22 protein-coding genes are annotated in these 24,113 nt (G+C 59.6%); 7 read left to right on the forward strand and 15 right to left on the reverse strand.

Annotated elements, in window-relative coordinates:
• The 4 genes from emhB (at window position 1) to ACA056_RS22290 (ending at window position 7,449) form a co-directional block, all read left to right on the forward strand.
• Entirely contained in the window at window positions 1-3,162 is a 3,162-nt protein-coding gene (gene emhB, locus ACA056_RS22275; protein WP_497267824.1) for an efflux RND transporter permease subunit EmhB, read from the forward strand.
• On the forward strand, window positions 3,162-4,622 hold the full coding sequence (gene emhC / locus ACA056_RS22280; RefSeq protein WP_497267826.1) for an efflux RND transporter outer membrane subunit EmhC: 1,461 nt from the start codon (window positions 3,162-3,164) through the stop codon (window positions 4,620-4,622). The genes emhB and emhC overlap by 1 nt, the downstream gene beginning before the upstream one ends.
• Window positions 4,623-5,062: 440 nt before the next feature.
• On the forward strand, window positions 5,063-6,322 hold the full coding sequence (locus ACA056_RS22285) for an OprD family porin (RefSeq protein WP_497267828.1): 1,260 nt from the start codon (window positions 5,063-5,065) through the stop codon (window positions 6,320-6,322).
• Window positions 6,323-6,633: 311 nt separating this feature from the next.
• On the forward strand, window positions 6,634-7,449 hold the full coding sequence (locus ACA056_RS22290) for a methyltransferase domain-containing protein (RefSeq protein ID WP_497267830.1): 816 nt from the start codon (window positions 6,634-6,636) through the stop codon (window positions 7,447-7,449).
• A 162-nt stretch (window positions 7,450-7,611) separates the two neighbouring features.
• On the opposite strand, the gene pcaC is transcribed toward ACA056_RS22290, so the two are convergent.
• From pcaC to pcaR, 11 genes are all read right to left on the reverse strand, one after another.
• Window positions 7,612-8,004, reverse strand: coding sequence for a 4-carboxymuconolactone decarboxylase (gene pcaC, locus ACA056_RS22295; RefSeq protein ID WP_008147336.1), 393 nt, complete (start codon window positions 8,002-8,004; stop codon window positions 7,612-7,614).
• Between the two features lie 10 nt (window positions 8,005-8,014).
• Window positions 8,015-8,806: a 3-oxoadipate enol-lactonase gene (gene pcaD / locus ACA056_RS22300; RefSeq protein ID WP_497267832.1), complete on the reverse strand. Its 792-nt coding sequence runs from the start codon at window positions 8,804-8,806 to the stop codon at window positions 8,015-8,017.
• Window positions 8,807-8,817: 11 nt separating this feature from the next.
• Window positions 8,818-10,182: a 3-carboxy-cis,cis-muconate cycloisomerase gene (locus tag ACA056_RS22305; protein WP_497267834.1), complete on the reverse strand. Its 1,365-nt coding sequence runs from the start codon at window positions 10,180-10,182 to the stop codon at window positions 8,818-8,820.
• 45 nt (window positions 10,183-10,227) lie between these two features.
• Window positions 10,228-11,532 (reverse strand): MFS family transporter, encoded by a 1,305-nt coding sequence (locus tag ACA056_RS22310; protein WP_497267836.1) that lies wholly within the window; start codon window positions 11,530-11,532, stop codon window positions 10,228-10,230.
• 193 nt (window positions 11,533-11,725) lie between these two features.
• Window positions 11,726-12,292, reverse strand: coding sequence for a protocatechuate 3,4-dioxygenase subunit alpha (gene pcaG, locus ACA056_RS22315; RefSeq protein WP_497267838.1), 567 nt, complete (start codon window positions 12,290-12,292; stop codon window positions 11,726-11,728).
• A 1-nt stretch (window position 12,293) separates the two neighbouring features.
• Window positions 12,294-12,998, reverse strand: a complete 705-nt coding sequence (pcaH, locus tag ACA056_RS22320) for a protocatechuate 3,4-dioxygenase subunit beta (RefSeq protein ID WP_497267840.1) — start codon at window positions 12,996-12,998, stop codon at window positions 12,294-12,296.
• A gap of 36 nt (window positions 12,999-13,034) precedes the next feature.
• Complete coding sequence (pcaF, locus tag ACA056_RS22325) at window positions 13,035-14,240, reverse strand: 3-oxoadipyl-CoA thiolase (RefSeq protein WP_497273584.1); 1,206 nt, start codon at window positions 14,238-14,240, stop codon at window positions 13,035-13,037.
• Entirely contained in the window at window positions 14,237-15,016 is a 780-nt protein-coding gene (locus ACA056_RS22330; RefSeq protein WP_497267842.1) for a CoA-transferase subunit beta, read from the reverse strand. Before ACA056_RS22330 ends, pcaF begins: the two co-directional genes overlap by 4 nt.
• Window positions 15,016-15,873 carry a CoA transferase subunit A gene (locus tag ACA056_RS22335; protein WP_497267844.1) on the reverse strand — a complete coding sequence of 286 codons (858 nt, stop codon included), beginning with the start codon at window positions 15,871-15,873 and terminating at the stop codon, window positions 15,016-15,018. Before ACA056_RS22335 ends, ACA056_RS22330 begins: the two co-directional genes overlap by 1 nt.
• Window positions 15,874-16,142: 269 nt before the next feature.
• Complete coding sequence (pcaK, locus tag ACA056_RS22340; RefSeq protein ID WP_497267846.1) at window positions 16,143-17,489, reverse strand: 4-hydroxybenzoate transporter PcaK; 1,347 nt, start codon at window positions 17,487-17,489, stop codon at window positions 16,143-16,145.
• Between the two features lie 140 nt (window positions 17,490-17,629).
• Window positions 17,630-18,472, reverse strand: a complete 843-nt coding sequence (gene pcaR, locus ACA056_RS22345; RefSeq protein WP_008147316.1) for a pca regulon transcriptional regulator PcaR — start codon at window positions 18,470-18,472, stop codon at window positions 17,630-17,632.
• 492 nt (window positions 18,473-18,964) lie between these two features.
• Between pcaR and ACA056_RS22350 the strand changes: the two genes are divergently transcribed.
• The 3 genes from ACA056_RS22350 to ACA056_RS22360 all read left to right on the forward strand — a co-directional run bounded on the left by ACA056_RS22350 (window position 18,965) and on the right by ACA056_RS22360 (window position 21,193).
• Window positions 18,965-19,093, forward strand: coding sequence for a hypothetical protein (locus ACA056_RS22350; RefSeq protein WP_256580458.1), 129 nt, complete (start codon window positions 18,965-18,967; stop codon window positions 19,091-19,093).
• 47 nt (window positions 19,094-19,140) lie between these two features.
• Entirely contained in the window at window positions 19,141-19,341 is a 201-nt protein-coding gene (locus ACA056_RS22355; protein WP_007935837.1) for a hypothetical protein, read from the forward strand.
• 376 nt (window positions 19,342-19,717) lie between these two features.
• Complete coding sequence (locus tag ACA056_RS22360) at window positions 19,718-21,193, forward strand: inorganic phosphate transporter (protein ID WP_154978998.1); 1,476 nt, start codon at window positions 19,718-19,720, stop codon at window positions 21,191-21,193.
• A 171-nt stretch (window positions 21,194-21,364) separates the two neighbouring features.
• Here ACA056_RS22360 and ltrA read toward each other — a convergent pair whose 3' ends face one another.
• The 4 genes from ltrA to ACA056_RS22380 form a co-directional block, all read right to left on the reverse strand.
• Window positions 21,365-22,786 (reverse strand): group II intron reverse transcriptase/maturase, encoded by a 1,422-nt coding sequence (ltrA, locus tag ACA056_RS22365; RefSeq protein ID WP_497267849.1) that lies wholly within the window; start codon window positions 22,784-22,786, stop codon window positions 21,365-21,367.
• Between the two features lie 471 nt (window positions 22,787-23,257).
• Window positions 23,258-23,371 (reverse strand): cytochrome c oxidase subunit CcoM, encoded by a 114-nt coding sequence (gene ccoM / locus ACA056_RS22370; RefSeq protein WP_010462558.1) that lies wholly within the window; start codon window positions 23,369-23,371, stop codon window positions 23,258-23,260.
• A gap of 144 nt (window positions 23,372-23,515) precedes the next feature.
• Window positions 23,516-23,677 (reverse strand): hypothetical protein, encoded by a 162-nt coding sequence (locus ACA056_RS22375; RefSeq protein ID WP_095128014.1) that lies wholly within the window; start codon window positions 23,675-23,677, stop codon window positions 23,516-23,518.
• 72 nt (window positions 23,678-23,749) lie between these two features.
• Window positions 23,750-24,091: an aspartate-semialdehyde dehydrogenase gene (locus tag ACA056_RS22380; RefSeq protein ID WP_095128015.1), complete on the reverse strand. Its 342-nt coding sequence runs from the start codon at window positions 24,089-24,091 to the stop codon at window positions 23,750-23,752.
• Window positions 24,092-24,113: the final 22 nt, after the last annotated feature.

Genomic DNA, 24,113 nt, shown 5'->3' on the forward strand with positions numbered 1-24,113 from the left:
ATGTCGAAATTTTTTATCGACCGTCCGATTTTTGCCTGGGTAATTGCCCTGGTAATCATGCTGGTCGGGGCACTATCGATCCTCAAACTCCCGATCAACCAATACCCGAGCATTGCGCCTCCGGCCATTGCAATCCAGGTGACCTACCCGGGCGCGTCCGCACAAACCGTGCAGGACACCGTGGTGCAGGTGATCGAGCAACAACTCAACGGTATCGATAACCTGCGTTATGTCTCCTCGGAAAGTAACTCCGACGGCAGCATGACCATTACCGCGACCTTCGAGCAGGGCACCAACTCCGATACCGCGCAGGTTCAGGTCCAGAACAAGCTGAACCTGGCCACCCCGCTGCTGCCGCAAGAAGTGCAGCAACAAGGTATCCGCGTGACCAAGGCAGTGAAAAACTTCCTGATGGTGATCGGCGTGGTGTCGCGCGACGGCAGCATGACCAAGGACGACTTGTCCAACTACATCGTGTCGAACATGCAGGATCCGATCTCGCGGACCGCCGGTGTCGGTGACTTCCAGGTCTTCGGTGCGCAATACGCGATGCGGATTTGGCTCGACCCGGCCAAGTTGAACAACTTCAACCTGACCCCGGTGGACGTGAAAACCGCCATCGCCGCGCAGAACGTCCAGGTGTCATCCGGTCAACTCGGTGGTTTGCCTGCTGTCGCCGGCCAACAGCTGAACGCGACGATCATCGGCAAGACCCGCCTGCAGACCGCCGAGCAGTTCAAGGCGATCCTGCTCAAGGTCAACAAGGACGGCTCGCAAGTGCGTGTCGGCGACGTGGCGGATGTCGGTCTGGGCGGTGAAAACTACTCGATCAGCGCCCAGTTCAACGGCAGCCCGGCCTCCGGTCTGGCGGTGAAACTGGCCAACGGTGCCAACGCCCTCGACACTGCAAAAGCCCTGCGCAAAACCATCGAAACCCTCAAGCCGTTCTTCCCGCAAGGGATGGAAGTGGTGTTCCCGTACGACACCACGCCGGTGGTGACCGAGTCGATCAAGGGTGTGGTGGAAACCCTGGTCGAAGCGATCGTGCTGGTGTTCCTGGTGATGTTCCTGTTCCTGCAAAACTTCCGCGCCACCGTCATCACCACGATGACCGTGCCAGTGGTATTGCTGGGTACCTTCGGGATCCTCGCGGCGTTCGGTTTCAGCATCAACACCCTGACCATGTTCGGCATGGTGCTGGCCATCGGCTTGCTGGTGGACGACGCCATCGTCGTGGTGGAAAACGTCGAACGGGTCATGAGCGAAGAAGGCCTGTCACCCAAGGAGGCCACCAAGAAATCCATGGGGCAGATCCAGGGAGCACTGGTCGGTATCGCCCTGGTGCTGTCAGCGGTACTGCTGCCGATGGCGTTCTTCAGCGGTTCCACCGGTGTGATCTACAAGCAGTTCTCGATCACCATCGTCTCGGCCATGGCCCTGTCGGTACTGGTCGCGCTGATCTTCACCCCGGCGCTTTGCGCGACCATGCTCAAGGCGATTCCGAAAGGCGAGCACGGCACGCCGAAACGCGGCTTCTTCGGCTGGTTCAACCGCAATTTCGACCGTGGCGTCAAAAGCTACGAGCGTGGCGTGGGCAACATGCTCGCGAACAAGGCCCCGTACTTGCTGGCCTACCTCATCATCCTGGTCGGCATGATCTGGCTGTTCACCCGCATCCCAACCGCGTTCCTGCCAGAAGAAGACCAGGGCGTATTGTTTGCCCAGGTGCAAACCCCGGCCGGTTCCAGTGCCCAGCGCACGCAAGTGGTCGTGGACGAAATGCGTGAATTCCTGCTGCGTCCGAGCAAGGACGGTGGTGAAGGCGACGCGGTGGCCTCGGTGTTTACCGTGACCGGCTTCAACTTCGCCGGCCGTGGCCAGAGCTCAGGTATGGCGTTCATCATGCTCAAACCGTGGGACGAACGTAACGCCGAAAACAGCGTGTTCAAACTCGCGGCCCGAGCCCAGCAGCACTTCTTCACCTTCCGTGACGCCATGGTGTTTGCTTTCGCACCGCCGGCGGTACTGGAACTGGGTAACGCCACCGGTTTCGACGTGTTCCTGCAAGACCGCGCCGGTATCGGTCACGACAAGCTGATGGAAGCGCGTAACCAGTTCCTCGGTATGGCGGCGCAAAGCAAGATTCTGTCGCAAGTGCGTCCCAACGGCCTGAACGACGAACCGCAATACCAGCTGGAAATCGATGACGAGAAAGCCAGTGCCCTGGGCATCACCCTCACCGACATCAACAACACCCTGTCGATTGCCTTGGGCAGTAGTTACGTCAACGACTTCATCGACCGCGGTCGGGTGAAGAAGGTGTACGTGCAAGGCGAGCCAGGCGCGCGCATGAGTCCTGAAGACGTGAAGAAATGGTATGTGCGCAACAGCGCCGGCACCATGGTTCCGTTCTCGGCGTTCGCCAAGGGTGAGTGGATTTACGGTGCACCGAAGCTGTCGCGTTACAACGGCGTCGAAGCAATGGAAATCCTCGGTGCTCCGGCGCCCGGTTATTCCACAGGTGAAGCCATGGCCGAAGTCGAAGCCCTGGCCAAGAAGCTGCCGGCCGGTGTCGGTATTTCCTGGACCGGTCTGTCATACGAGGAACGGTTGTCCGGCTCGCAAGCGCCAGCGTTGTACGCCCTGTCGCTGCTGATGGTGTTCCTGTGTCTGGCGGCGCTGTACGAAAGCTGGTCGATCCCGATCGCGGTGATGTTGGTGGTACCGCTGGGGATCATCGGTGCGCTGATGGCAACCAGCCTGCGCGGCCTGTCCAATGACGTATATTTCCAGGTGGGCCTGTTGACGACCATTGGTCTGGCGGCAAAAAACGCCATTTTGATTGTCGAATTTGCCAAGGAACTGCATGAACAAGGGCGTAGCCTGCGCGATGCCGCAGTCGAAGCCTGCCGGATGCGTTTGCGACCGATCATCATGACGTCGCTCGCTTTCGTCCTCGGTGTGGTACCACTGGCAATTTCCACGGGTGCAGGTTCGGGTAGCCAACATGCGATCGGTACCGGGGTGATTGGCGGTATGCTCACGGCCACGATCCTGGCGATCTTCTGGGTCCCACTGTTTTTCGTCACCGTGTCGGCCATGGGGCAGCGCAAAACCGCTGACCAGGACGACGCTATTGAACCTTCTAAAGAGGCTGGCTAATGAGCAAGTCGCTACTCTCCCTGGCTGTTGCCGCTTTCGTGCTCGGCGGCTGCTCGCTGATTCCCGATTATCAGCAGCCTGAAGCACCGGTGGCGGGCCAGTACCCGCAAGGTCCGGCGTATTCGTCGGCCCAGGCGCCTGCCCAGGCTGCCGCCGAACAGGGCTGGAAGCAGTTTTTCCATGACCCGGCGCTGCAACAGCTGATCCAGGTCGCCCTGGAAAACAACCGTGATCTGCGTGTCGCGGCGTTGAACATCGACGCCTTTGCGGCTCAATACCGCATCCAGCGTGCCGATCTGTTCCCGGCCGTGTCGGCCAACGGCACCGGCAGCCGTCAGCGGGTCCCGGCTCGGGCCTCGCAAACCGGCGAAGCGGGCATCACCAGTTCCTACTCGGCCACGGTCGGCATCAGCGCCTATGAACTCGACCTGTTCGGTCGGGTTCGCAGCCTGAGCGAAGAAGCGCTGCAGAAGTACTTCGCCACTGAAGAAGCGCGCCGCAGCACCCAGATCAGCCTGGTGGCCAGTGTGGCCAACGCCTATCTGACCTGGCAGGCCGACAAGGAACTGCTGAAACTGACCCAGGACACCCTGGGTGCGTTCGAGGAGAGCTACAAGCTCACCGCCCGCAGCAACGAAGTGGGTGTCGCCTCGGCCCTGGACCTGGCCCAGTCGCGTACCTCGGTGGAAAACGCCCGCGCGCAAATGGCCAAGTACACCCGTCAAGTCGCCCAGGATGAAAACAGCCTGGTGTTGCTGCTCGGCACTGGCGTCCCGGCCAATCTGCAAGCGGCCAAGCCATTGGCTGACGATCTGCTGAGCGAAGTGCCGGCCGGTCTGCCATCGGACTTGCTGCAACGTCGTCCGGACATCCTCCAGGCCGAATACGACCTGAAAGCGGCCAACGCCAACATCGGCGCTGCACGGGCGGCGTTCTTCCCGAGCATCAGCCTGACGGCCAATGCCGGGACCCTCAGCCCGGACCTGTCCGGTCTGTTCAAGGGCGGCTCGGGCACCTGGCTGTTCCAGCCGCAGATCAACCTGCCGATCTTCAACGCCGGCAGCCTGCGCGCCAGCCTGGATTATTCAAAAATCCAGAAAGACATCGGCGTCGCGAACTACGAGAAGTCCATTCAAACGGCCTTCCAGGAAGTCGCCGACGGCTTGGCCGCCCGCCAGACCTACACCGATCAGTTGCAGGCCCAGCGTGATTTCGTCACCGCGAACCAGGACTACTACCGTCTGGCCGAGCGTCGTTATCGCATTGGTGTCGACAGTAACCTGACCTTCCTCGATGCCCAGCGTCAGCTGTTCAGTGCTGAACAGGTACTGATCACCGACCGTTTGGCGCAACTGGTCAGTGCCGTCAATCTGTACAAGGCACTGGGCGGTGGCTGGAACGAGCAGACGGCGAAGAACGAGCCGTTGAAAGAAGAAGCGCCGAAGCTGAAGTTGTTCTGATAGCGCTGTAAAACAAGAAGCCCACCGGTTGGTGGGCTTTTTGTTGTCTGCGGGAAAAGTTGTGTTGTCAGCTCTGACGCCATCGCGAGCAAGCTCGCTCCCACAGTTGATCTCTGCTGGTCATCAATATTGTGTTCACCCTAGATCCCCTGTGGGAGCGAGCTTGCTCGCGATGAGGCAGGAACAGACAACACAAATCCCCAGACAATCTTATGTTCGATAATCGCCCAAAACCCACTTTCCCCGATTGAACCATCCCGCCCATCCCCCGCACCATTCGTCGCACAAGACCAATAACAACAGGTTCGACACCATGCCCCCGCGCCCTGCCCTGTCCGGCTGATCCCGTTCGTTTTCGTCCTGATTTCAAATTTTTGTCTGCGACCCCAGGTTGCGGCAGCGCCCTGTTTCACACCTAAAAATTAGAGAGACCCGAGCACATGAAGCCTTCCACCGCGCAGTACGTGTTTCCCAGCCTCATCGCCGCAACACTGGCCGCCACCGCGTTGCCCGCTATAGCCGAGGAGTCGGGCTTTGTCGAAGGTGCCAAGGTCAACCTGAACCTGCGCAACTTCTACATCAACCGCAACTTCACCAACCCGACCAAAGCCCAGGGCAAGGCAGAAGAGTGGACGCAAAGCTTCATCCTCGACGCCAAGTCCGGGTTCACTCAGGGCACCGTCGGGTTCGGTATGGATGTGCTGGGGTTGTACTCGGTAAAACTCGACGGCGGTAAAGGCACTGGCGGAACGCAGTTGCTGCCGCTGGATCACGACGGGCGCCCGGCGGACAACTTCGGGCGCACCAACGTGGCGTTCAAGGCCAAGCTGTCGCAGACCGAAGTGAAGGTCGGCGAATGGATGCCGGTGCTGCCGATCCTGCGTTCGGACGACGGTCGTTCCCTGCCGCAAACGTTCCGTGGCGGCCAGATCACCTCGAAGGAAATCGACGGCCTGACGCTCTACGGCGGTCAGTTCCGCGCCAACAGTCCGCGCGACGACAGCAGCATGAACGACATTTCGATGACCGGAAAACCAGCGTTCACCTCCGACCGCTTCAACTTTCAGGGCGGCGAATACGCCTTTAACGAGAAGCGCACCCAGATCGGTTTGTGGAACGCCGAACTCAAGGACATCTACAGCCAGCAGTACGTGAATCTGATCCACAGCCAGCCCATCGGCGACTGGACCCTGGGTGCGAACCTCGGTTTCTTCTACGGCAAGGATGACGGCGGCGCCCGGGCCGGCGAGTTGGACAACAAGACGTGGTCGGGCCTGTTCTCGGCCAAATACGGCGGCAACACCTTCTATGTCGGCCTGCAAAAACTCACCGGCGACAACGCCTGGATGCGGGTCAACGGCACCAGCGGCGGCACCCTGGCCAACGACAGTTACAACGCCAGTTATGACAATGCGAAAGAAAAATCCTGGCAGGTACGACATGACTACAACTTCGTCGCCCTCGGCATTCCCGGCCTGACCCTGATGAACCGCTACATCAGCGGCGACAACGTCCACACCGGCACCATCACCGACGGCAAGGAATGGGGCCGCGAAAGCGAACTGGGCTACACCGTGCAGAGCGGCGCGCTCAAAGACCTCAACGTCAAATGGCGCAACTCGACCATTCGCCGTGACTTCAGCAACAACGAGTTCGATGAGAACCGGTTGATCGTCAGCTATCCGATCAGCTTGCTTTAAACATCACATCAAATGTGGGAGCGAGCCGGCTCCGGGCGGCGTTCCGACGAAGACGGCGGCACATCCAGCACAGGTGTGACTGACAGACCGCTTTCGTCGGAACGCCGCCCGGAGCCGGCTCGCTCCCACACTGGATCTGCGCCGCCCGTCAGGCTGGCTGGCGCTTTGTCGAGCTTCACTTACAGTGAAAAAACCTGACAGGACTCAGGCGATTCAGCCCTCCCCAACTTCCGTTATCTGTTGATGTTGGTCCCCAAGACTTGAGCCAGGCTGTCATCGGAAGACACCACTGATCACCAGAGGACCACCTCATGATCGCTCGACTCAAATCCGCACCCGCCGCTACCGACTGGGACGCCAAGGCATACCAACAATTCTCGCGTCTTCGACAACGACCGGTGAACGAGCTGCTTGATCGCATGGACCTCAAACAACCCAAGCGCATTTACGACCTGGGTTGCGGCACCGGCATTGCGACTCAACTCTTGGCCAAGCGCTGGCCCCGTGCACGCCTGATGGGCGTCGACAGCTCCGAACAGATGCTCCAGGAAGCCCGATGTTTGCCGATCAAGGCGCTCTGGAAACAGTGCGACCTGAAGAGTTGGCAACCTGAGCAACCCGCCGATCTGCTATTCGCCGCCGCCGTACTGCACTTCATCAACGACCACGAACAGCTACTGCCACGCTTGCTCAAGCTCCTCAATCCGGGGGGATGCCTGGCGGCGCACATGCCCGACTGGCGAGATGCGCTGTGGTATCAACTGATGCTCGACACCCTTGAAGAGGCGGGCCCCGGTGGCAAACCACTCGGCACCCCGCAGTTGCGCGAGGCCATGGCTGCACGGCCGCTGTTGTCTTTGGAAAATTACTACCGGTTGCTCTCGCCGATCACCCGGACACTGGATATCTGGGAGACCGAACAGTTACAGGTTGTCGACGGCAAGTCGCCGATCTATGACTGGGTCAAAGTCTCGGCGCTAAGGCCGGTGATGCAGGGACTGAAAGATGATGAACAGGCGCGGTTCATTTACCACTACCTGATGCGCGTGCATGCGCATTACCCGCCGGAGAGCGACGGGCACACGTTGTTTCCGTTCAAGCGGGTCTTCATTGTGGCCACGGTTTGAATACGTTCGGGCGAATGAAGTATCAAGGCCACTATCGCCATCGCGAGCAAGCTCGCTCCCACAGGGATTTTCTGTGAACACAAGATTTGCGTTCAAACCGGATCACTGTGGGAGCGAGCTTGCTCGCGATGGCGTCAGCTCAGACACCGAAAATCCCGAAGATCACTCCCGCGATTCAACCCCAAGCTCATCCCACACCGATTCCGCCAGGTGGAACGTCGCGTTCGCTGCCGGAATGCCGCAGTAGATCGCGCTCTGCATGATCACTTCCTTGATCTCGCCGCGGGTCACGCCGTTGTTGGCGGCGGCGCGCAGGTGCAGTTTGAGTTCTTCGTTGCGGTTCATGCCGATCAGCATGGCAATCGTGATCAGGCTGCGGGTATGGCGTGGCAGCCCTGGACGGGTCCAGATGTCGCCCCAGGCGTGACGGGTGATCATCTCCTGAAACTCCGAGTTGAACTCGGTCAGCGCGTTCAGGCTGCGGTCGACATGGGCGTCGCCGAGTACCGCGCGACGGACTTTCAGGCCTTCGTCGTAACGTTGTTTCTCGTCCACAACAATCCCCTTAATGAGCTGACAAAAACGTCACTACCCGGTCACTGAACCCAGCACCGGCCTGGACGTTGGACAAGTGCGCGGCGTAGAACTCGGCGTACTCGGCGCCCTGCACGTGTTCCTGAATGAAGTGCCCGCCGGACGGCGGCGTGACCGCGTCTTCGGTGCCGGCGATGACCAGCAGCGGCACCTTGATCGAGGACAGCTGATCGCGGAAATCGGCATCGCGCACGGCGGCACAGTTCGCGGCATACCCTTCAGGCGAGGTGGCGGCCAGCATGTCAGTAATTTTTTTCGCGGCAGCAGGATTGGCTTCAGCAAAATCCGCGGTGAACCAGCGCGCAATCGACGCATCACGCAGCGCGACCATGGCGGCCGGGCCGTCACGCAGCACGGTTTCAATGCGCGGGTTCCACACCGACGGATCACCGATTTTCGCCGCGGTATTGCACACCACCAGTTTGCTGAGGCGATCACCAGCATTGATCCCCAGCCACTGGCCAATCAGCCCGCCCATGGACAGACCGCAGAAATGCGCGCGTTCGATGTGCAACGCATCCAGCAGCGCCAACACGTCATGACCCAGTTGTTCGATGCTGTACGGCCCCGGCGTGACCAGCGATTTGCCATGACCTCGGGTGTCAAAACGCAGCACCCGGAAATGCTCAGTGAACGCCGCAATCTGCGCGTCCCACATATGCAGATCAGTGCCCAGCGAGTTGGACAGCACCAGCACCGGCGCATCCGCCGGGCCATCAAGTTGGTAATGCAGTTCGCCCTCGGCGAGTTGTACGAAAGCCACAGCAATCTCCTTCAGGCAGTCAACGCAATATGTTCAGCCACCGCTCGCTCGACCCAGGTATGGGCCTGACCGAGGTAATGGGCGGGGTCCAGCAGATGATCGAGTTCAGCAGGCGAGAGTTCGGCAGTCACTTGCGGCTCGTCGCCGAGCACCGCTCGCAGATGACGTTGTTCAGCCACTGCGCGCTTGCAGCATTGCTCCAGCAAATGGTGCGCAGTGTCGCGCCCCACTCGTTGAGCGAGGACGATGCTCACCGCTTCGGCGAGCACCAGGCCTTGGGTCAGATCGAGGTTGCGGGTCATGCGCTCGGCGTCCACTTCCAATCCAGCCGCCACCAGCAACGCTTGTTTCAGGCTGCCAGACACCAGGCAGCAAATCTCCGGCAGGGTTTCCCACTCGGCATGCCACAGACCCAGGCTGCGTTCATGTTCTTGAGGCATGGCGCTGAACAGGGTCGAGAGCAAACCCGGAACGCGCGTCGCAGCACCGATCAACACCGCCGCGCCCACCGGGTTGCGTTTGTGCGGCATGGTCGAAGAACCGCCCTTGCCCGGCGCGGAAGGTTCGAACACTTCAGCGGCTTCGGTCTGCATCAACAGACTGATGTCACGGCCCAGTTTGCCGAGGCTGCCGGCGATCAATCCCAGTACCGAGCCGAACTCCACCAAGCGATCTCGCTGGGTGTGCCAAGGTTGATCCGGCAGTGTCAGTTTCAATTCCTCAGCCAGCGCTTGGGCAATCGGCATCGCCTGCTCGCCGAGGGCCGCGAGGGTTCCGGAGGCGCCGCCGAATTGCAGCACCAGCAGTCGAGGTTTGAGTTGTTGCAGTCGTTGACGGCTGCGAGTGACAGCGCCCAGCCAACCGGCGATTTTCATGCCGAGGGTGACGGGTGTCGCGTGCTGCAACCAGGTGCGCCCGGCCAGCGGTGTGGCGACGTAGCGCAACGCCAGGGTCGCCAGCGTTTCGCCCAGTTGCGCCAGATCGCTTTCGATCAGCTCCAGCGCACCACGCAGTTGCAACACCAGACCGGTGTCCATCACGTCCTGGCTGGTCGCGCCAAGATGCACATAGCGCTCGGCTTCGGGATGGTTGGCCGCGATCTGTTTACCCAGCGCCTTGACCAACGGAATTGCCGAATTGCCGGCCATGGCAATCGCCTCGCCGAGAGCAGCGAAGTCGTAATGCCCGGCCTGACAGGCCGCTTCAATCGGCGCGACAGCCGTTTGCGGAATCAGCCCGACTCGCGCCTCGGCCCGGGCCAGCGCCGCTTCAAAATCAAGCATCGCTTGAACCCGACCCTGATCGCAGAACACCTCACGCATGTCGCGGGCAGTGAAATAGGCATCGAACAATTGATTGCCCGGTCGCTCGTTCATAAAAAGTCCCTGGAGGCGTGGGCCGGTCAGGCCCACGGGTAAAGATCAAAGGTCGTGGTGCAAGTACTTCGCCTGTTTCGGCAAGCGCAGGCTGAACAGGAACGCCACCGCCATCATCACCGTCACGTACCAGTAGAAGGCGTTTTCCATGCCCACGGCCTTGAGGCTCAGAGCCACATATTCCGCCGAACCACCGAAGATTGCATTCGCCACCGCATAAGCCAGGCCGACGCCTAATGCGCGCACTTCCGGCGGGAACATTTCGGCTTTTACCAGACCGCTGATGGAGGTGTAAAAACTGACGATCGCCAGCGCCACGGTTATCAGCACGAAGGCCAGGAACGGACTGCTGACGCTTTTCAGGCTCAGCAGGATCGGCACGGTGAACAACGTCCCCAGAGCGCCGAACCACAGCATCGAGTTACGTCGGCCGATCTTGTCCGCGAGCATGCCGAACAGCGGCTGCATGCACATATAAAGGAACAGTGCGCCGGTCATGATGTAGCTGGCGGTCTTGGCGTGCATGCCGGCGGTGTTCACCAGGTACTTCTGCATGTACGTGGTGAAGGTGTAGAAAATCAGCGAGCCACCGGCGGTGTAACCGAGCACGGTAATGAACGCAGTTTTGTGGTCGCGGAACAGTGCACGGATGCTGCCGGCGTCCTTGTTTTCGCGCATTTCCTTGCTGGTGGTTTCCTTGAGCGAACGACGCAGGAACAGCGAGATCAACGCCGCCAACGCACCGACGACAAACGGGATCCGCCAGCCATAGGCACGCAAATCATCCTCAGTGAGGAACTGTTGCAGGACCACCACCAGCGACACCGCCAACAACTGCCCGCCAATCAGCGTCACGTACTGGAACGAGGCGAAGAAACCGCGCTGTCCTTTGAGGGCCACTTCACTCATGTAGGTCGCAGTGGTGCCGTACTCACCGCCCACTGACAGGCCCTGGATCAAGCGGGCGAACAACAGCATGATCGGCGCCCAGACACCAATGTCCTTGTAGGTCGGCAGGCAGGCGATGAGCAACGAACCGAAGCACATCATCAGAATCGAGATCAACATCGAATTTTTGCGCCCGTGCTTGTCCGCGACACGGCCGAAGATCCAGCCGCCGATGGGCCGCATCAGGAACCCGGCGGCGAATACGCCAGCCGTATTCACAAGCTGCACAGTGGGGTTATCGGACGGAAAAAAGGCAGGGGCGAAATAGATCGCACAGAAGGCGTAGACGTAGAAGTCGAACCATTCGACGAGGTTGCCGGATGAGGCGCCAACAATCGCAAAGATCCTTTTGCTGCGCTCTTCACCGGTGTAGTGCGCTGTAGTAGCGGTGTTAGTTGTCATTGTTTTTCACTCAATGGGGACTGTGAGTGTCTAGACACACTTTGCAACAGTCCCGTTCCACAGATAAATCAGCAACACATACCCCCTGTGGGAGCGAGCTTGCTCGCGATGGCGGTGTGTCATTCAACATAGATGGCACTGATGTACCGCTATCGCGAGCAAGCTCGCTCCCACAGGGTTGAGCTGTGATCAATCAGTAATCGAAGAACACTGTCTCGGCATCGGTGCCCTGCAGGATCACATCCCACTGGTAAACACCCGATGCATCCTGCTTCGCCAGCAATGTGCTGCGGCGCTCGGCCGGAACACACTCCAACAGCGGATCCGCGACATTGGCCGGTTCGCCATCAAAGTAAATCCGGGTCAGCAAGTGCTTCACCAACCCGCGAGCAAACACCAGCACCACCAGATGCGGCGCCTGAGTCGTGCCTTTCAAGCCTTCCACCGTGCCCGGCTTGATCGTGGTGAAACGAAAGCGCCCTTCGGCATCTACCGGCACCCGGCCAAACCCTTCGAAGTTCGGGTCCAGGGGTTTGTCCTGATCGTCTTCGGGGTGGTCATACTTGCCGGCGGCGTTGGCTTGCCAGACTTCCAGCATCGCGTCGTTGACGACGTCGCCGTTGCCATCGATGACTTGCCCGGTGATCGCCACGCGCTCGCCCAGAGTTTGTTCGACGGTCAGGTCTTCGCGGTTCAGCCAGGTCAAACCGATGTGGTAATACGGCCCGACGGTGTGGGATGTGGTCGCGTTCAGCGTCATCTTATTTCTCCATCGGCGTGGCTTCGCGGCCGCGCAAGACGATGTCCCAGCGATAACCGAGGGCATAGGAAGGGATGGTTTTTTCCAGATCGAAACTGGCGATCAAACGTTCTTTGGCGCTGGTATCCGGTACGCAGTTGTAGATCGGGTCATAGGCCAGCAACGGGTCGCCCGGGAAATACATCTGCGTGACCAGGCGCGTCAGAATGCTCGGCCCGAACAGTGAGAAATGGATGTGCGCCGGGCGCCACGCGTTGTGGTGGTTGCCCCACGGATAGGCGCCGGGCTTGATGGTCTGGAACTGGTACCAGCCCTCGGCGTCGGTCACGGTGCGGCCAGTGCCGGTGAAATTCGGGTCCAGCGGCGCATCGTGCAGGTCACGGTCATGGTTGTAGCGACCGGCGGCGTTGGCCTGCCAGATCTCCACCAGAATGCCCGGCACCGGCAAACCATCTTCATCCAGCACGCGGCCGTGAATGATGATGCGCTCCCCCAGTGGCTCACCCTTGTGCTGGGCGGTCAGGTCGTTGTCCTTCTCGTGCACACGCTCGGCGCCGATGGTCGGACCGGTAATTTCCGACAGCGAATGGGGCAAAAACACCAACGGCTTGGACGGCGAGCGACGGTTGGTGGATTGATAGGCCGGGTGCAGGTAGTCCGGCTGGGTGCCCTCTTGCGGGCGGCGGTAACCAGGCTTGTCAGTCATGAAGCATTCCTCAGTTCTTATTAGTCACGCTGCGCGTCAGACGCGTTCGATCGCCAAGGCCAGACCCTGACCGACACCCACGCACATGGTCGCCAGACCTTTCTTGCCACCGGTCTTTTCCAGTTGATGCAGCGCGGTCAGCACCAGGCGCGCGCCGCTCATGCCCAACGGATGGCCCAAGGCAATGGCACCACCGTTCGGGTTGACCTGGGCCGCGTCGTCCGCCAAGCCGAGTTCACGCAGCACCGCTAACCCTTGGCTGGCGAATGCTTCGTTAAGTTCGATCACGTCGAAATCGCTGACGGCCAGGCCGAGACGTTCAGTCAGTTTGCGCACCGCCGGCACCGGGCCAATGCCCATCACCCGGGGTGAGACACCGGCACTGGACATGCCCAGTACTTTGGCCCGGGCGGTCAGACCGTGCTTTTTCACGGCGTCGCCGGAGGCCAGAATCAATGCGGCCGCACCGTCGTTCACACCGGAAGCATTGCCGGCGGTGACGGTTTTGTCGGGACCATTGACCGGTTTCAGTTTGGCCAGGGTTTCCAGCGTGGTGTCGGCGCGAGGATGCTCATCCTGGCTGACGACACTTTCACCCTTCTTGTGGGCAATGCGCACTTCAACGATTTCTTCGGCGAAAAATCCTGCGGCTTGCGCGGCGGCTGTCCGCTGCTGACTGCGCAGCGCGAAAGCGTCCTGATCCTCGCGGGAAATTTCGTAATCGTCAGCCACGTTGTCGGCGGTCTGCGGCATCGCATCCACGCCGTATTGGGCTTTCATCAACGGGTTGATGAAACGCCAGCCGATGGTAGTGTCTTCCAGCTTCATGTTGCGCGAGAACGCGGCATCAGCCTTGCCCATCACAAACGGTGCGCGGGACATCGACTCGACGCCGCCGGCAATCGCCAGCTCCATCTCGCCACTGGCGATCGCCCGAAACGCGGTGCCGATGGCGTCCATACCCGAGGCGCAGAGGCGATTGAGGGTCACGCCCGGAATGGTTTCCGGCAGGCCCGCCAGCAACAACGCCATGCGCGCCACGTTGCGGTTGTCTTCGCCGGCCTGGTTGGCGCAACCGAGGAACACCTCGTCCACTGCGTTCCAGTCCACCGACGGGTTGCGCTCCATCAACGCCTTGATCGGTACGGCGGCCAGGTCGTCGGCGCGAACCGCCGACAGGCCACCGCCGAAACGGCCGATGGGGGTGCGGATCGCGTCGCAGATATAAACGTCGCGCATCAGGCTTCTCCGGGTGCTTGGCCGTGGGCCGCGGCAGTGCGGGCTTCCAGATCCCTGAGCGCTTTCAGTTCGACCTCGGTCGGCTCGGCAGTGTTTTCAACATGGTCGGCGAAGCGAATCGCCCAACCGGTTGCGGCGACCACTTGTTCACGCGTCACGCCTGGGTGCAGCGCGGTGACCACGAATTCATGGGTGTCGGCCTCCGGTTCCATGATGCACAGGTCAGTGATGATGCCGACCGGGCCTGCGCCCGGCAGACCGAGACGCTTGCGTGAGTCACCGCCCTCGCCGTGGCCGACCGAAGTGATGAAGTCGAGTTTGTCGACAAAGGAACGCGCCGACTGCTTGAGGATGATCAGTACGCTCTTGGCGGAACCGGCGATCTCCGGTGCGCCACCGGCACCCGGCAGGCGTACTTTCGGTGCGAAGTAATCGCCCACCACAGTGGTATTGATGTTGCCGAAGCGGTCGACTTGCGCGGCACCGAGGAAACCGACGTCGATGCGCCCGCCCTGCAACCAATAGCGAAAAATCTCACCGGTCGGGACGACGGTGTCAGCGGTTTCCGCCAACTCACCGTCACCGATCGACAGCGGCAGTACGCTCGGCTTGGCACCGATCGGACCCGATTCATAGATAAGGACTACATCCGGCGAGGAAGTCAGACGCGCCAGGTTGGCGGCTTTCGACGGCAGGCCAATGCCGACGAAACACACCGAACCGTTTTTCAGACGGCGGGCAGCGGCGACGGTCATCATTTCATTGGTGGTGTAAGTCATTACTTGGCCCCCGAAGCAGCGGCCAGCTTGGCCTGGAACTCGCTGAAGTCAGCGCAGCCGTGGATGTACTCGTTGATCCACGCGGTGAAGGTTTCACGGTCGCGGGCAATCGGGTCCCAGGCCTGGTAGAAACGGTTATCGCGCTCGTTGTAACCGTGAGCGTAGGACGGATGCGCACCGCCAGGGACGTGGCAGACCGCGCTCAAGGCCCAGGTCGGCAGAACACAAGAGTTCATCGGTGCATTGAGGTCGCCGACGATCTCCTCGACGGTAACGATGCAACGCTTGGCGGCCAGTGCGGCTTCTTTCTGCACGCCGAGAATGCCCCACAACAGTACGTTGCCTTTGCGGTCAGCCTTCTGCGCGTGAATCACGGTGATATCCGGGCGCACCGAAGGCACGGCCGCCAATACTTCACCGGTGAATGGGCAGGTGACGGTTTTGATCAGCGGGTTGACCTTCGGCAGGTCGGAGCCGGCGTAGGCACGCAGCACCGCGAACGGTAGGCCGGAAGCGCCAGCGACGTAGGCATTGGCCAGGTCGGCGTGGCTGTGTTCTTCGATTTCCAGGGCGTGCGGCCACTGTTTCTCGACGGCGTCACGCAGACGGTGCAGCGAACCGACACCCGGGTTGCCGCCCCAGGAGAAAATCAGCTTGCGGGCACAACCGGCGCCGATCAACTGATCGTAGATCAGGTCAGGCGTCATCCGCACCAGGGTCAGGTCTTTCTTGCCCTGGCGAATGATTTCGTGACCCGCCGCCGTAGGGATCAGGTGAGTGAAGCCTTCGAGCGCGACGGTATCGCCGTCATTTACGAATTGCTTCACCGCGTCGTGCAGCGAAAGGATTTCAGCCATGGGGCAGGCTCCCGTTTTGTTATGAACCGACAGTGGAAGAAAAAGGCGCGATGCGCAGCGCCGGAATGACTGAAGAGTAAGCCCCTGAAAAACGCCAAACAATCCGATAATCGACTGAGTGTTCGTTTATCGAACAGATTGTTGTCTGGCTACCTATCCCAAAAAGCTTCGCGAGCAGGCTCGCTCCCACAGGAGAACGCGATCAACTGTGGGAGCGAGCCTGCTCGCGAAGAGGCCCGCCAATTCAACAACGATTCCGGAAACTGCTGTCAGGTCGCATCCGCATGACTAACCATGCCCTTGATCACCACTGCCGTGGTCGCCAATGCCGCTGGAATCACCAGCGCTGTCAGTACCTGCTCGAAGTTCCAACCCAGCCCCAGCAGCGTTGCGCCCATCCATGCGCCGAGAATCGCGCCAAAGCGGCCAATCCCGAGCATCCACGACACCCCGGTCGCCCGCCCCTGCGTCGGATAAAACCGCGCCGCCAATGAAGGCATCGCCGATTGCGCGCCGTTGACGCACATCCCGGCCACGAGCACCAACGTCGCCAATAGCGTGATGTTGCCCAGGCTCTGCCCTACCGCGTAGGCAAATACCCCGGCGAATAGATAGAAAATGCCGATAACCTTGTGCGGATTGAACCGGTCCATCGCCCAGCCCACGTCCACCGCGCTCAATACCCCGCCAAACTGGAACAACGCGCCGATGAATGCCGCCTGCTCCATGCTCGCGCCACTGTCACGCATCAGCGTCGGCAGCCAACTGGTCAGCAGATAAACGATCACCAGCCCCATGAAGTAGGTCAGCCACAGCAACAAGGTGCCGGTGCTGTAGGTGCCGGAGAAGATCACCGCGAACACGTTGCGGGCCTTCACGGTTTTCTGTTCCGGCACGCTGAAGCTGGAAGCCTGGGCGACGACGGTTGGATCGATGGGCGCCAGGGTCTTGCGCACTTTGTCAGTGCCGCGATTGCGAACGACGAGGTAGCGCGCCGATTCCGGCAGCCAGAACAGCAATACGACGGCGAGGATCAGCGGCAAAATCCCGCCGATCAGCAGCAGGCTGTGCCAACCAAAGGCCGGAATCAGTTTGGCGGAAATGAAACCGCCGCCCGCCATGCCGAGGTTGAAGCCGCAGAACATGCTGGTCACCAGCAGGGATTTCTTGCGCTCCGGGGTGTATTCGGACAGCAGCGTCGTGGCGTTCGGCATGCCGGCGCCAAGGCCCAGGCCGGTGAGGAAACGCAGTACCAGCAGCTGATCGACGTTGGTGCTGTAAGCCGAAGCCAGGCTGAACGCGCCGAACAACAGCACCGCGCCCACCAGTACGATTTTTCGCCCGAAGCGGTCAGCCAATGGGCCAGAACCCAGTGCGCCAAAGACCATACCGATCAACGCCGCGCTCATCACCGGGCCGAGACTGGCGCGGTCGATGCCCCAATCCTGTGACAGGGCGGGCGCGATGAAACCCATGGCCGCCGTGTCGAGGCCATCGAGGAAAACAATCAAGAAACACAGGATCACCACTCGCCATTGGTAGCGCGAAATGGGTTGAGCATTGATGAAGGACTGCACGTCGAGGCAGTTTCCTACAGCAGACTGGGGCTGGTTCATTATTTTTATTCCACGCAAGAACGCAGTCGGACAGGAGCCAGTCAAAGCTGGCGCTGCCGCGACATTAGTGATCTTGGGGAAAGAGCGTCAATTCGATAAACGCGACTCTGTGCGTTTATCGAACAGCTTAGGCGAAAGGCTTACGCAAAGAGTTGCGCGCTGAGGTCGCGACTCGCGCTCAGAAGGCCGGGCAGGAAACGTTGTTCCAGCTCGTTGCGGCTGACTCGGCCGGCGTGGGTACTGACATTTAGCGCCGCGACCACTTGGCCGGAAGCGTCGTACACCGGAACGGCAATCGAGCGCAGACCCTGCTCCAGTTCCTGATCGACGATGCACCAGCCTTGCTGCCGCACCTCTTGCAGGCATTCGAGCAACGCTTCGGGGGTGTGCAAGGTTCGGCTGGTCTTGGCTTGCAGCTCTGCATGGTCGAGGTACTCGCGCAGTGACGTATCGTCCAGCGCCGCGAGAAGAATCCGACCCATCGAAGTGCAATAGGCGGGCAGACGTCCACCCACCGACAGATCGACGGAAATCAGTCGCTGGGTGGTGGCCGAACGAGCGATGTACAAGATGTCATCGCCTTCCAGAGTGGCCATGTTGCAGGCCTCATGAAGTTGCTCACTCATGCGGTCCAGGTACGGCTGGGCGGAAACCGCCAGCGGCGTCGAGGACACATAGGCATGGCCAAGCGTCAGCACTTTAGGCAGCAGCGAATACGTGCGGCCGTCGGTGGTGGCGTAGCCGAGTTTGATCAGCGTGTGCAGGCAACGTCGCACGGCGGCGCGGGGAATTTCCGTGCGGTGACTGATCTGAGCGATGGTGAGGTGACGTTTGCGCTCCTGGAACGCTTGCACCACAGCCAGGCCACGGGCCAGGGATGTCATGAAATCCGGGTCGCCGGTAAGTGCCTGGATCCGCTTGGCGGGCGAGGCAACGATCGGCGGCGCCACTGAAGCGAAGGAATTGCGCATTTGATCGTTCATATAAGGTCCTTTTCCCACACGGTTCAGCGGCTATTACAAGCGTCAGCCGGTCCCTCACACAACCCCGGGCAGCCAAGACTGTTCGATTATCGAACCATCGAGCGATAATCGCAATCGGACCGGCCGATTATTGAACGGGCTTGCACCTGTTTTTACACTGACTCTGTCGCAGATTAGAAGGACCGATGTAATTGTCCTAACTTGTTCGACTTAATGGCGTCAGAAAGACATCACTGTAAAGTCGTGCCGCCGAACGACCTAGTTAGCCGTATAAAGTTGCGAGTAACAAAACAATCACACATCAAGACCCACTTTTAACTCTTTGGCGATAGTGTTCTTCGAATCGACCGCTATAATGCAATTCAGTGGTGTCCGGTTTTTAATTGCCGATTCCGCCACCCGGTAGCGCGATGTTCCATCGCCGTTACCCGCAGCAAGCGCCTGACACTATTTCATATGCTTAGCCAAGGCGTTCGCTGAAACAGGACACTGATGCTACGTCAGCTGTTTATCTCTGGTGTCGTGGCCGCCTGCAACATGGAAGTAATTGATCGCAATGCCGTAAAAAATGATGCCTTTGCGGGCCTTGTCCATTCGGCGAGCGTGGTCAAATACATTTGATGCAGCGCGTTTCACCAGAATTTATCTCAACTCAATCAGGTAGCACTGTGACGAAAGACGAACTGCGCGCGGAACTTGAGCGCCAGGAACAACGTTACAAGGAAGTTTACGGCGGGGAAGTCACCACCTACGCCGCTCAGCCCGAACCGGAACGCAAACCCTGGCGTAAACGCGCCACCGTTCAGGATCAGGCTTTCACTCAAGAATTGCAGAAAATGGAAAAGGAACTCAAAGCCGAAGAGCCCTAAGCCCTCGGCCTGAATCCTTTCAAGGGTCTGTGTCTGCACCCGTTAAAAACGGGATGTATCGATGATGCCTTTCGCGCCCGCTACGAGCGGGCAGCGGCCACCTCACCCACCGGATGAGGCAAATGGCGCATGTCTGGCCCTCTTTTCAGATATTTCACACAAGCGTTAAAACCTCTTGCTCCTACGAGAGGACGCCTTGTGGCTGCGGCCTTTTCAAAGAAATTCAATGACTTGCAAAACCCAGTAAAAACCTGGGGCTTGGGCTGCTGCCACAAATTAATTCGTTGAAGAATGTTACCGATGAGCACCTAGTGCATCGATTAGCAGTCTTTTCTGGCATAATCGCGCCCCCTTACGACCGGGTCAGAAAACCTTCATGATCGATTTATTCAGCGGACTAGATGCTTGGGTGCTTGTGAGCCTCTTGCTCGCCCTGGCCTTTGTCCTCGCCTTCGAGTTCATCAACGGCTTTCATGACACCGCTAACGCGGTGGCCACTGTTATCTACACCAAAGCCATGCCGCCCCATCTGGCGGTGTTCTTTTCCGGTGTGTTCAACTTTCTCGGCGTGCTGCTGGGCGGTGTCGGCGTGGCGTATGCCATCGTCCACCTGCTGCCGGTAGAGCTGCTGATCAATGTGAACACCGGTCACGGGCTGGCCATGGTGTTCTCGCTGCTCGCCGCCGCCATTACCTGGAACCTGGGCACTTGGTACTTCGGCATCCCGGCTTCCAGCTCCCACACACTGATCGGTTCGATCCTCGGTGTTGGTCTGGCCAACGCGTTGATCAACGATATTCCGTTGGCCGATGGTGTGAACTGGCAGAAAGCGATCGATATCGGTGCCTCCCTGGTGTTCTCGCCGATGGCGGGCTTCCTGGTCGCCGCTCTGATACTGATCGGTCTTAAATGGTGGCGTCCACTGTCGAAGATGCACAAGACGCCGGAACAACGCCGCAAGATCGACGACAAGAAACACCCGCCGTTCTGGAACCGCCTGGTGCTGGTCATTTCGGCTATGGCGGTGAGCTTCGTGCACGGCTCCAACGATGGCCAGAAAGGTATCGGCCTGATCATGCTGGTGCTGATCGGTATCGTACCGGCGCAGTTCGTTCTCGACCTGGGCAGCACGACTTACCAGATCGAACGGACTCGCGACGCGACCCTGCACCTGAGCCAGTTCTACAAGCGCAATGCCGATACGCTGGGTGAATACCTGGCCCTGGGCAAAAGCGTGGAAGGTGATCTGCCGGAGAAATTCCGTTGCAACCCGCAACAAACTGAACCGACCATCACCGCCCTGCTCGGCACCCTTAAAGGTGTAGCCGACTACCACTCGCTGCCGTCGGAAAGCCGCATCGAAGTGCGTCGCTACCTGCTCTGCCTGGACGACACGGCGAAGAAAGTCGGCAAGCTGCCAGGCCTCGCGCCCCGTGAAAAGGCTGATCTGGACAAGCTGCGCAAAGACTTGACCACCACCACCGAATACGCCCCGTTCTGGGTGATCCTGGCGGTCGCCCTGGCCCTCGGCCTGGGTACCATGGTCGGCTGGAAACGCGTGGTACTGACCATCGGCGAGAAGATCGGCAAGCAGGGCATGACTTACTCCCAAGGCATGTCGGCTCAGATCACTACCGCAAGCCTGATCGGCATGGCCAACATCTTCAGCCTGCCGGTGTCCACCACCCACGTCCTGTCCTCGGGTGTGGCCGGCACCATGGTCGCCAACAAAAGCGGCCTGCAAGGCGGCACCGTCAGAACCATCCTGCTGGCCTGGGTCCTGACCCTGCCAGCCACAGTGGCTCTGTCGGCCGGCCTGTTCTGGCTGGCGTCGAAGGCACTGGGCAGCTGATATACCGCAGCTAAAAAAGGCGCGTTCCGTGAGGTTCGCGCCTTTTTTATTGCTGCCGGAACGATCAGGCACAAGCAAGCCAGCGCCCGCAAACTGCAGGATCGAGTAGGAGGCGGATTTACATCCGCCGTCCTCTCACACCACCGTACGTACGGTTCCGTATACGGCGGTTCAGGCTGTGCGGTTAAGCCGGTTTATCGTATCCAGTATCGAGACCAGACCCAGTCGATCCCACAGCTTCTTCGGTAGCGCCTGATTCATGTGTGGTGCTCCCGAGTTCCACCATGGGCCTCGGCCATTAGAGGCTGATGCGCAGGCGCGCCCTTCGCCGATTCCCAGACGTATCAAGTTGCGAGCCCTCGTCGAGGGTCGCTTCCATTGACGCCATACAATGCAGCGAAGTTTGTGACGTACCCAGCCATCAAGCTTCTCCAGCGCTCGCTTGCCTTGAGTTAACTTGAAGTAGCCCGCCCAACCGCGCAGCACGGGGTTTATCCGCTCGATGACATTCGCCATCTTGTGGCCCCGCGCTCCGCGCAACAAGCCTGTGAGTCGGTCGCGCAAGCGACCCAGGCTTATCGTTGCCACTCTAAGCCTTGGCTGTTGATGCCAGCTCATCCCATACCCCAAGTAATCACACACCCAAGATCCTGCTACCCGACTCTTTTCCCGATTCAGCGTCAGTTTCAGCCGCAGACTCAGGAAGCGCTCGACACCGGCTATCACTCGCTCGCCGGCACGACGACTACGTACATAAATGTTGGCATCGTCGGCATAGCGCACGAAACGATGGCCCCGCCGTTCCAGTTCGCGGTCGAATTCGTTGAGCAGGATGTTCGACAGCAGCGGCGAGAGCGGGCCGCCTTGCGGCGTGCCCTCTTGCCGTTGGCTGACGATCCCGCCCGACATCACACCGGCTTCGAGGTAACGGCGGATTAGCCTCAGCACACGCTTGTCTTCGATTTGACGCTCTACACAGGCCATCAATACATCGTGGTTGACCCGATCAAAGAACTTCTCCAGGTCGAGTTCCACGCACCAGCGGTGACCCGCAGCCACATGGGCACGGGCGGTTTCGATGGCTTGGTGAGCGCTTCTGCTTGGACGAAAGCCATAGCTGTAGTCCGAGAACAGAGGGTCGAAGATCGGCGTGAGCTGTTGCAACAGAGCTTGCTGGATCAGGCGATCCATCACATTGGGGATACCCAACTGACGGGTTCCGCCTTTGGGTTTTTGGATTTCGACGGCGCGTACACCTTGCGGGTGATACTCACCGGCCAGCAACCGAGCCTTGAGGATAGGCCAATACTGTTTCACGTAATCCGCCAATTGGTCGACTGTCATGCCATCGGCACCCGGTGCGCCCTTGTTGCTGACTACGCGTTGATACGCACGCTTGAGGTTGGCCGGTGCAAGCACCCGCTCCATCAGCGTGTCCGGCTCCGCTTTCGTCCACGCCCCAGACGCCGCCAATACCTTTGCGCTGTCAGCCGTCATCCTCGGATTCTGTCCGAGACTCGGAGTAACAGTCTTCTCTGGGAAAAGTTTCTGCATTTCGGTATTCAACGAGACTCTGACGCCTACCGGCGGCACAACCTGTTCGGCCCTTGGTGACGCGGTTAACCGCCACTTACTACGGCTTCGGCTGACTTCTGCACGTTCACTCGGTAGGACACTGGCAAACGGGCAGATCTCCCAGGGTAATTCGCGCGACCTTCCTGCTTATGCCTGTCGGATCTACGTCATAGCGTTCCGTGCAAGTACTGGGCTGTGGCAATTTTGGCTACCTCACCCCGCTACGCCGCCTAATCCGCTTCCTGTTCGTCAGGCCAGCATTTTGCCTCGGGCTTCCTTCGGATTCGCAGTCACCCGCGACACCCTTGCCTCTGGCTAACACTTCCCCTTGCCGGGTGTGTAGAGGTCTTTCACCTCCAAGTCACCAGCGTGGCCACCACAGCCAAACTGGTTGCGCTTGCGCGCAACGCGCCATGCCTGGTGCACCAAAAAAAAAGGGCAACCGAAGTTGCCCAAAATGCCTTGCGTGCTCATTACATCCAGAAAGAACTACGGTTTACGCTTATGCGAATCCTTCCAGATAAAAAATCCAAACCCTGCAAAAAACAGAACCATGAGGCCGACTGTCAGCACTCCGGCGATCACCACGTTGTCGAAAAACATGACTGGCCTCCTGCACTTGCCTTGTTGCGATGGGGCTAAGTTAACCAATCAGGCAGGAGAAGAAATTGACCGGGATCAATGTCGCCCGAGACTGGGCGTAAAGGAGGGGAAATAACTGACCTGCATCAACCGATGCAGGGTGTTTCAACGCTTTTTCGGTTTGTTCTTCGGCTTTTTCTTCGCTTTACCCAACGGCATGGCGTGCTCGAACGCCTGACGCACTTCGTTCAGGCGCTTTTCATTAAGGTCATGAACCCGCTTGGCGCGTTCGGCGTTGAGGTCGATCAGCTTGTCGTCTTGGCTCATGGTGCTCAGTACATCGTTCGGCAGGTTTATCGCAATAATGCGGTCTGGCGCCAGCGCTGACCAGCCGCAACCTCAAATCTGGATATCGACCCACAAACCCTGCCGTGGCTGATCTTCCATCAATGGCGCCACTGGCACGGTATTGTCAGCATTGAGCTCGTCACCGGGAATCGCCAGGTGCTCTTCAGGATCTTCATCGGCTTCGCGGCGGCGCCTTTGCTGTTCCTGCTTGCGGCGCTGTTCCTCGCGCAGCTGAAACGCCGCCTCTTCCGGATCGCGCTGTTGCAGGTCGATGGTGCTTTCGTTGGAGCTTTCCTGCACCGGCACCACGGGCGGAATATCCGGCCGCTGACGAATCGGATCCTGCTGTGAGGTGATTGGCACGGCACTCAAGGGGAGCATCGGTGGCAGCATAATTATTAGTCTCCTGTCAGCA

Source organism: Pseudomonas sp. LBUM1666, assembly GCF_059695775.1.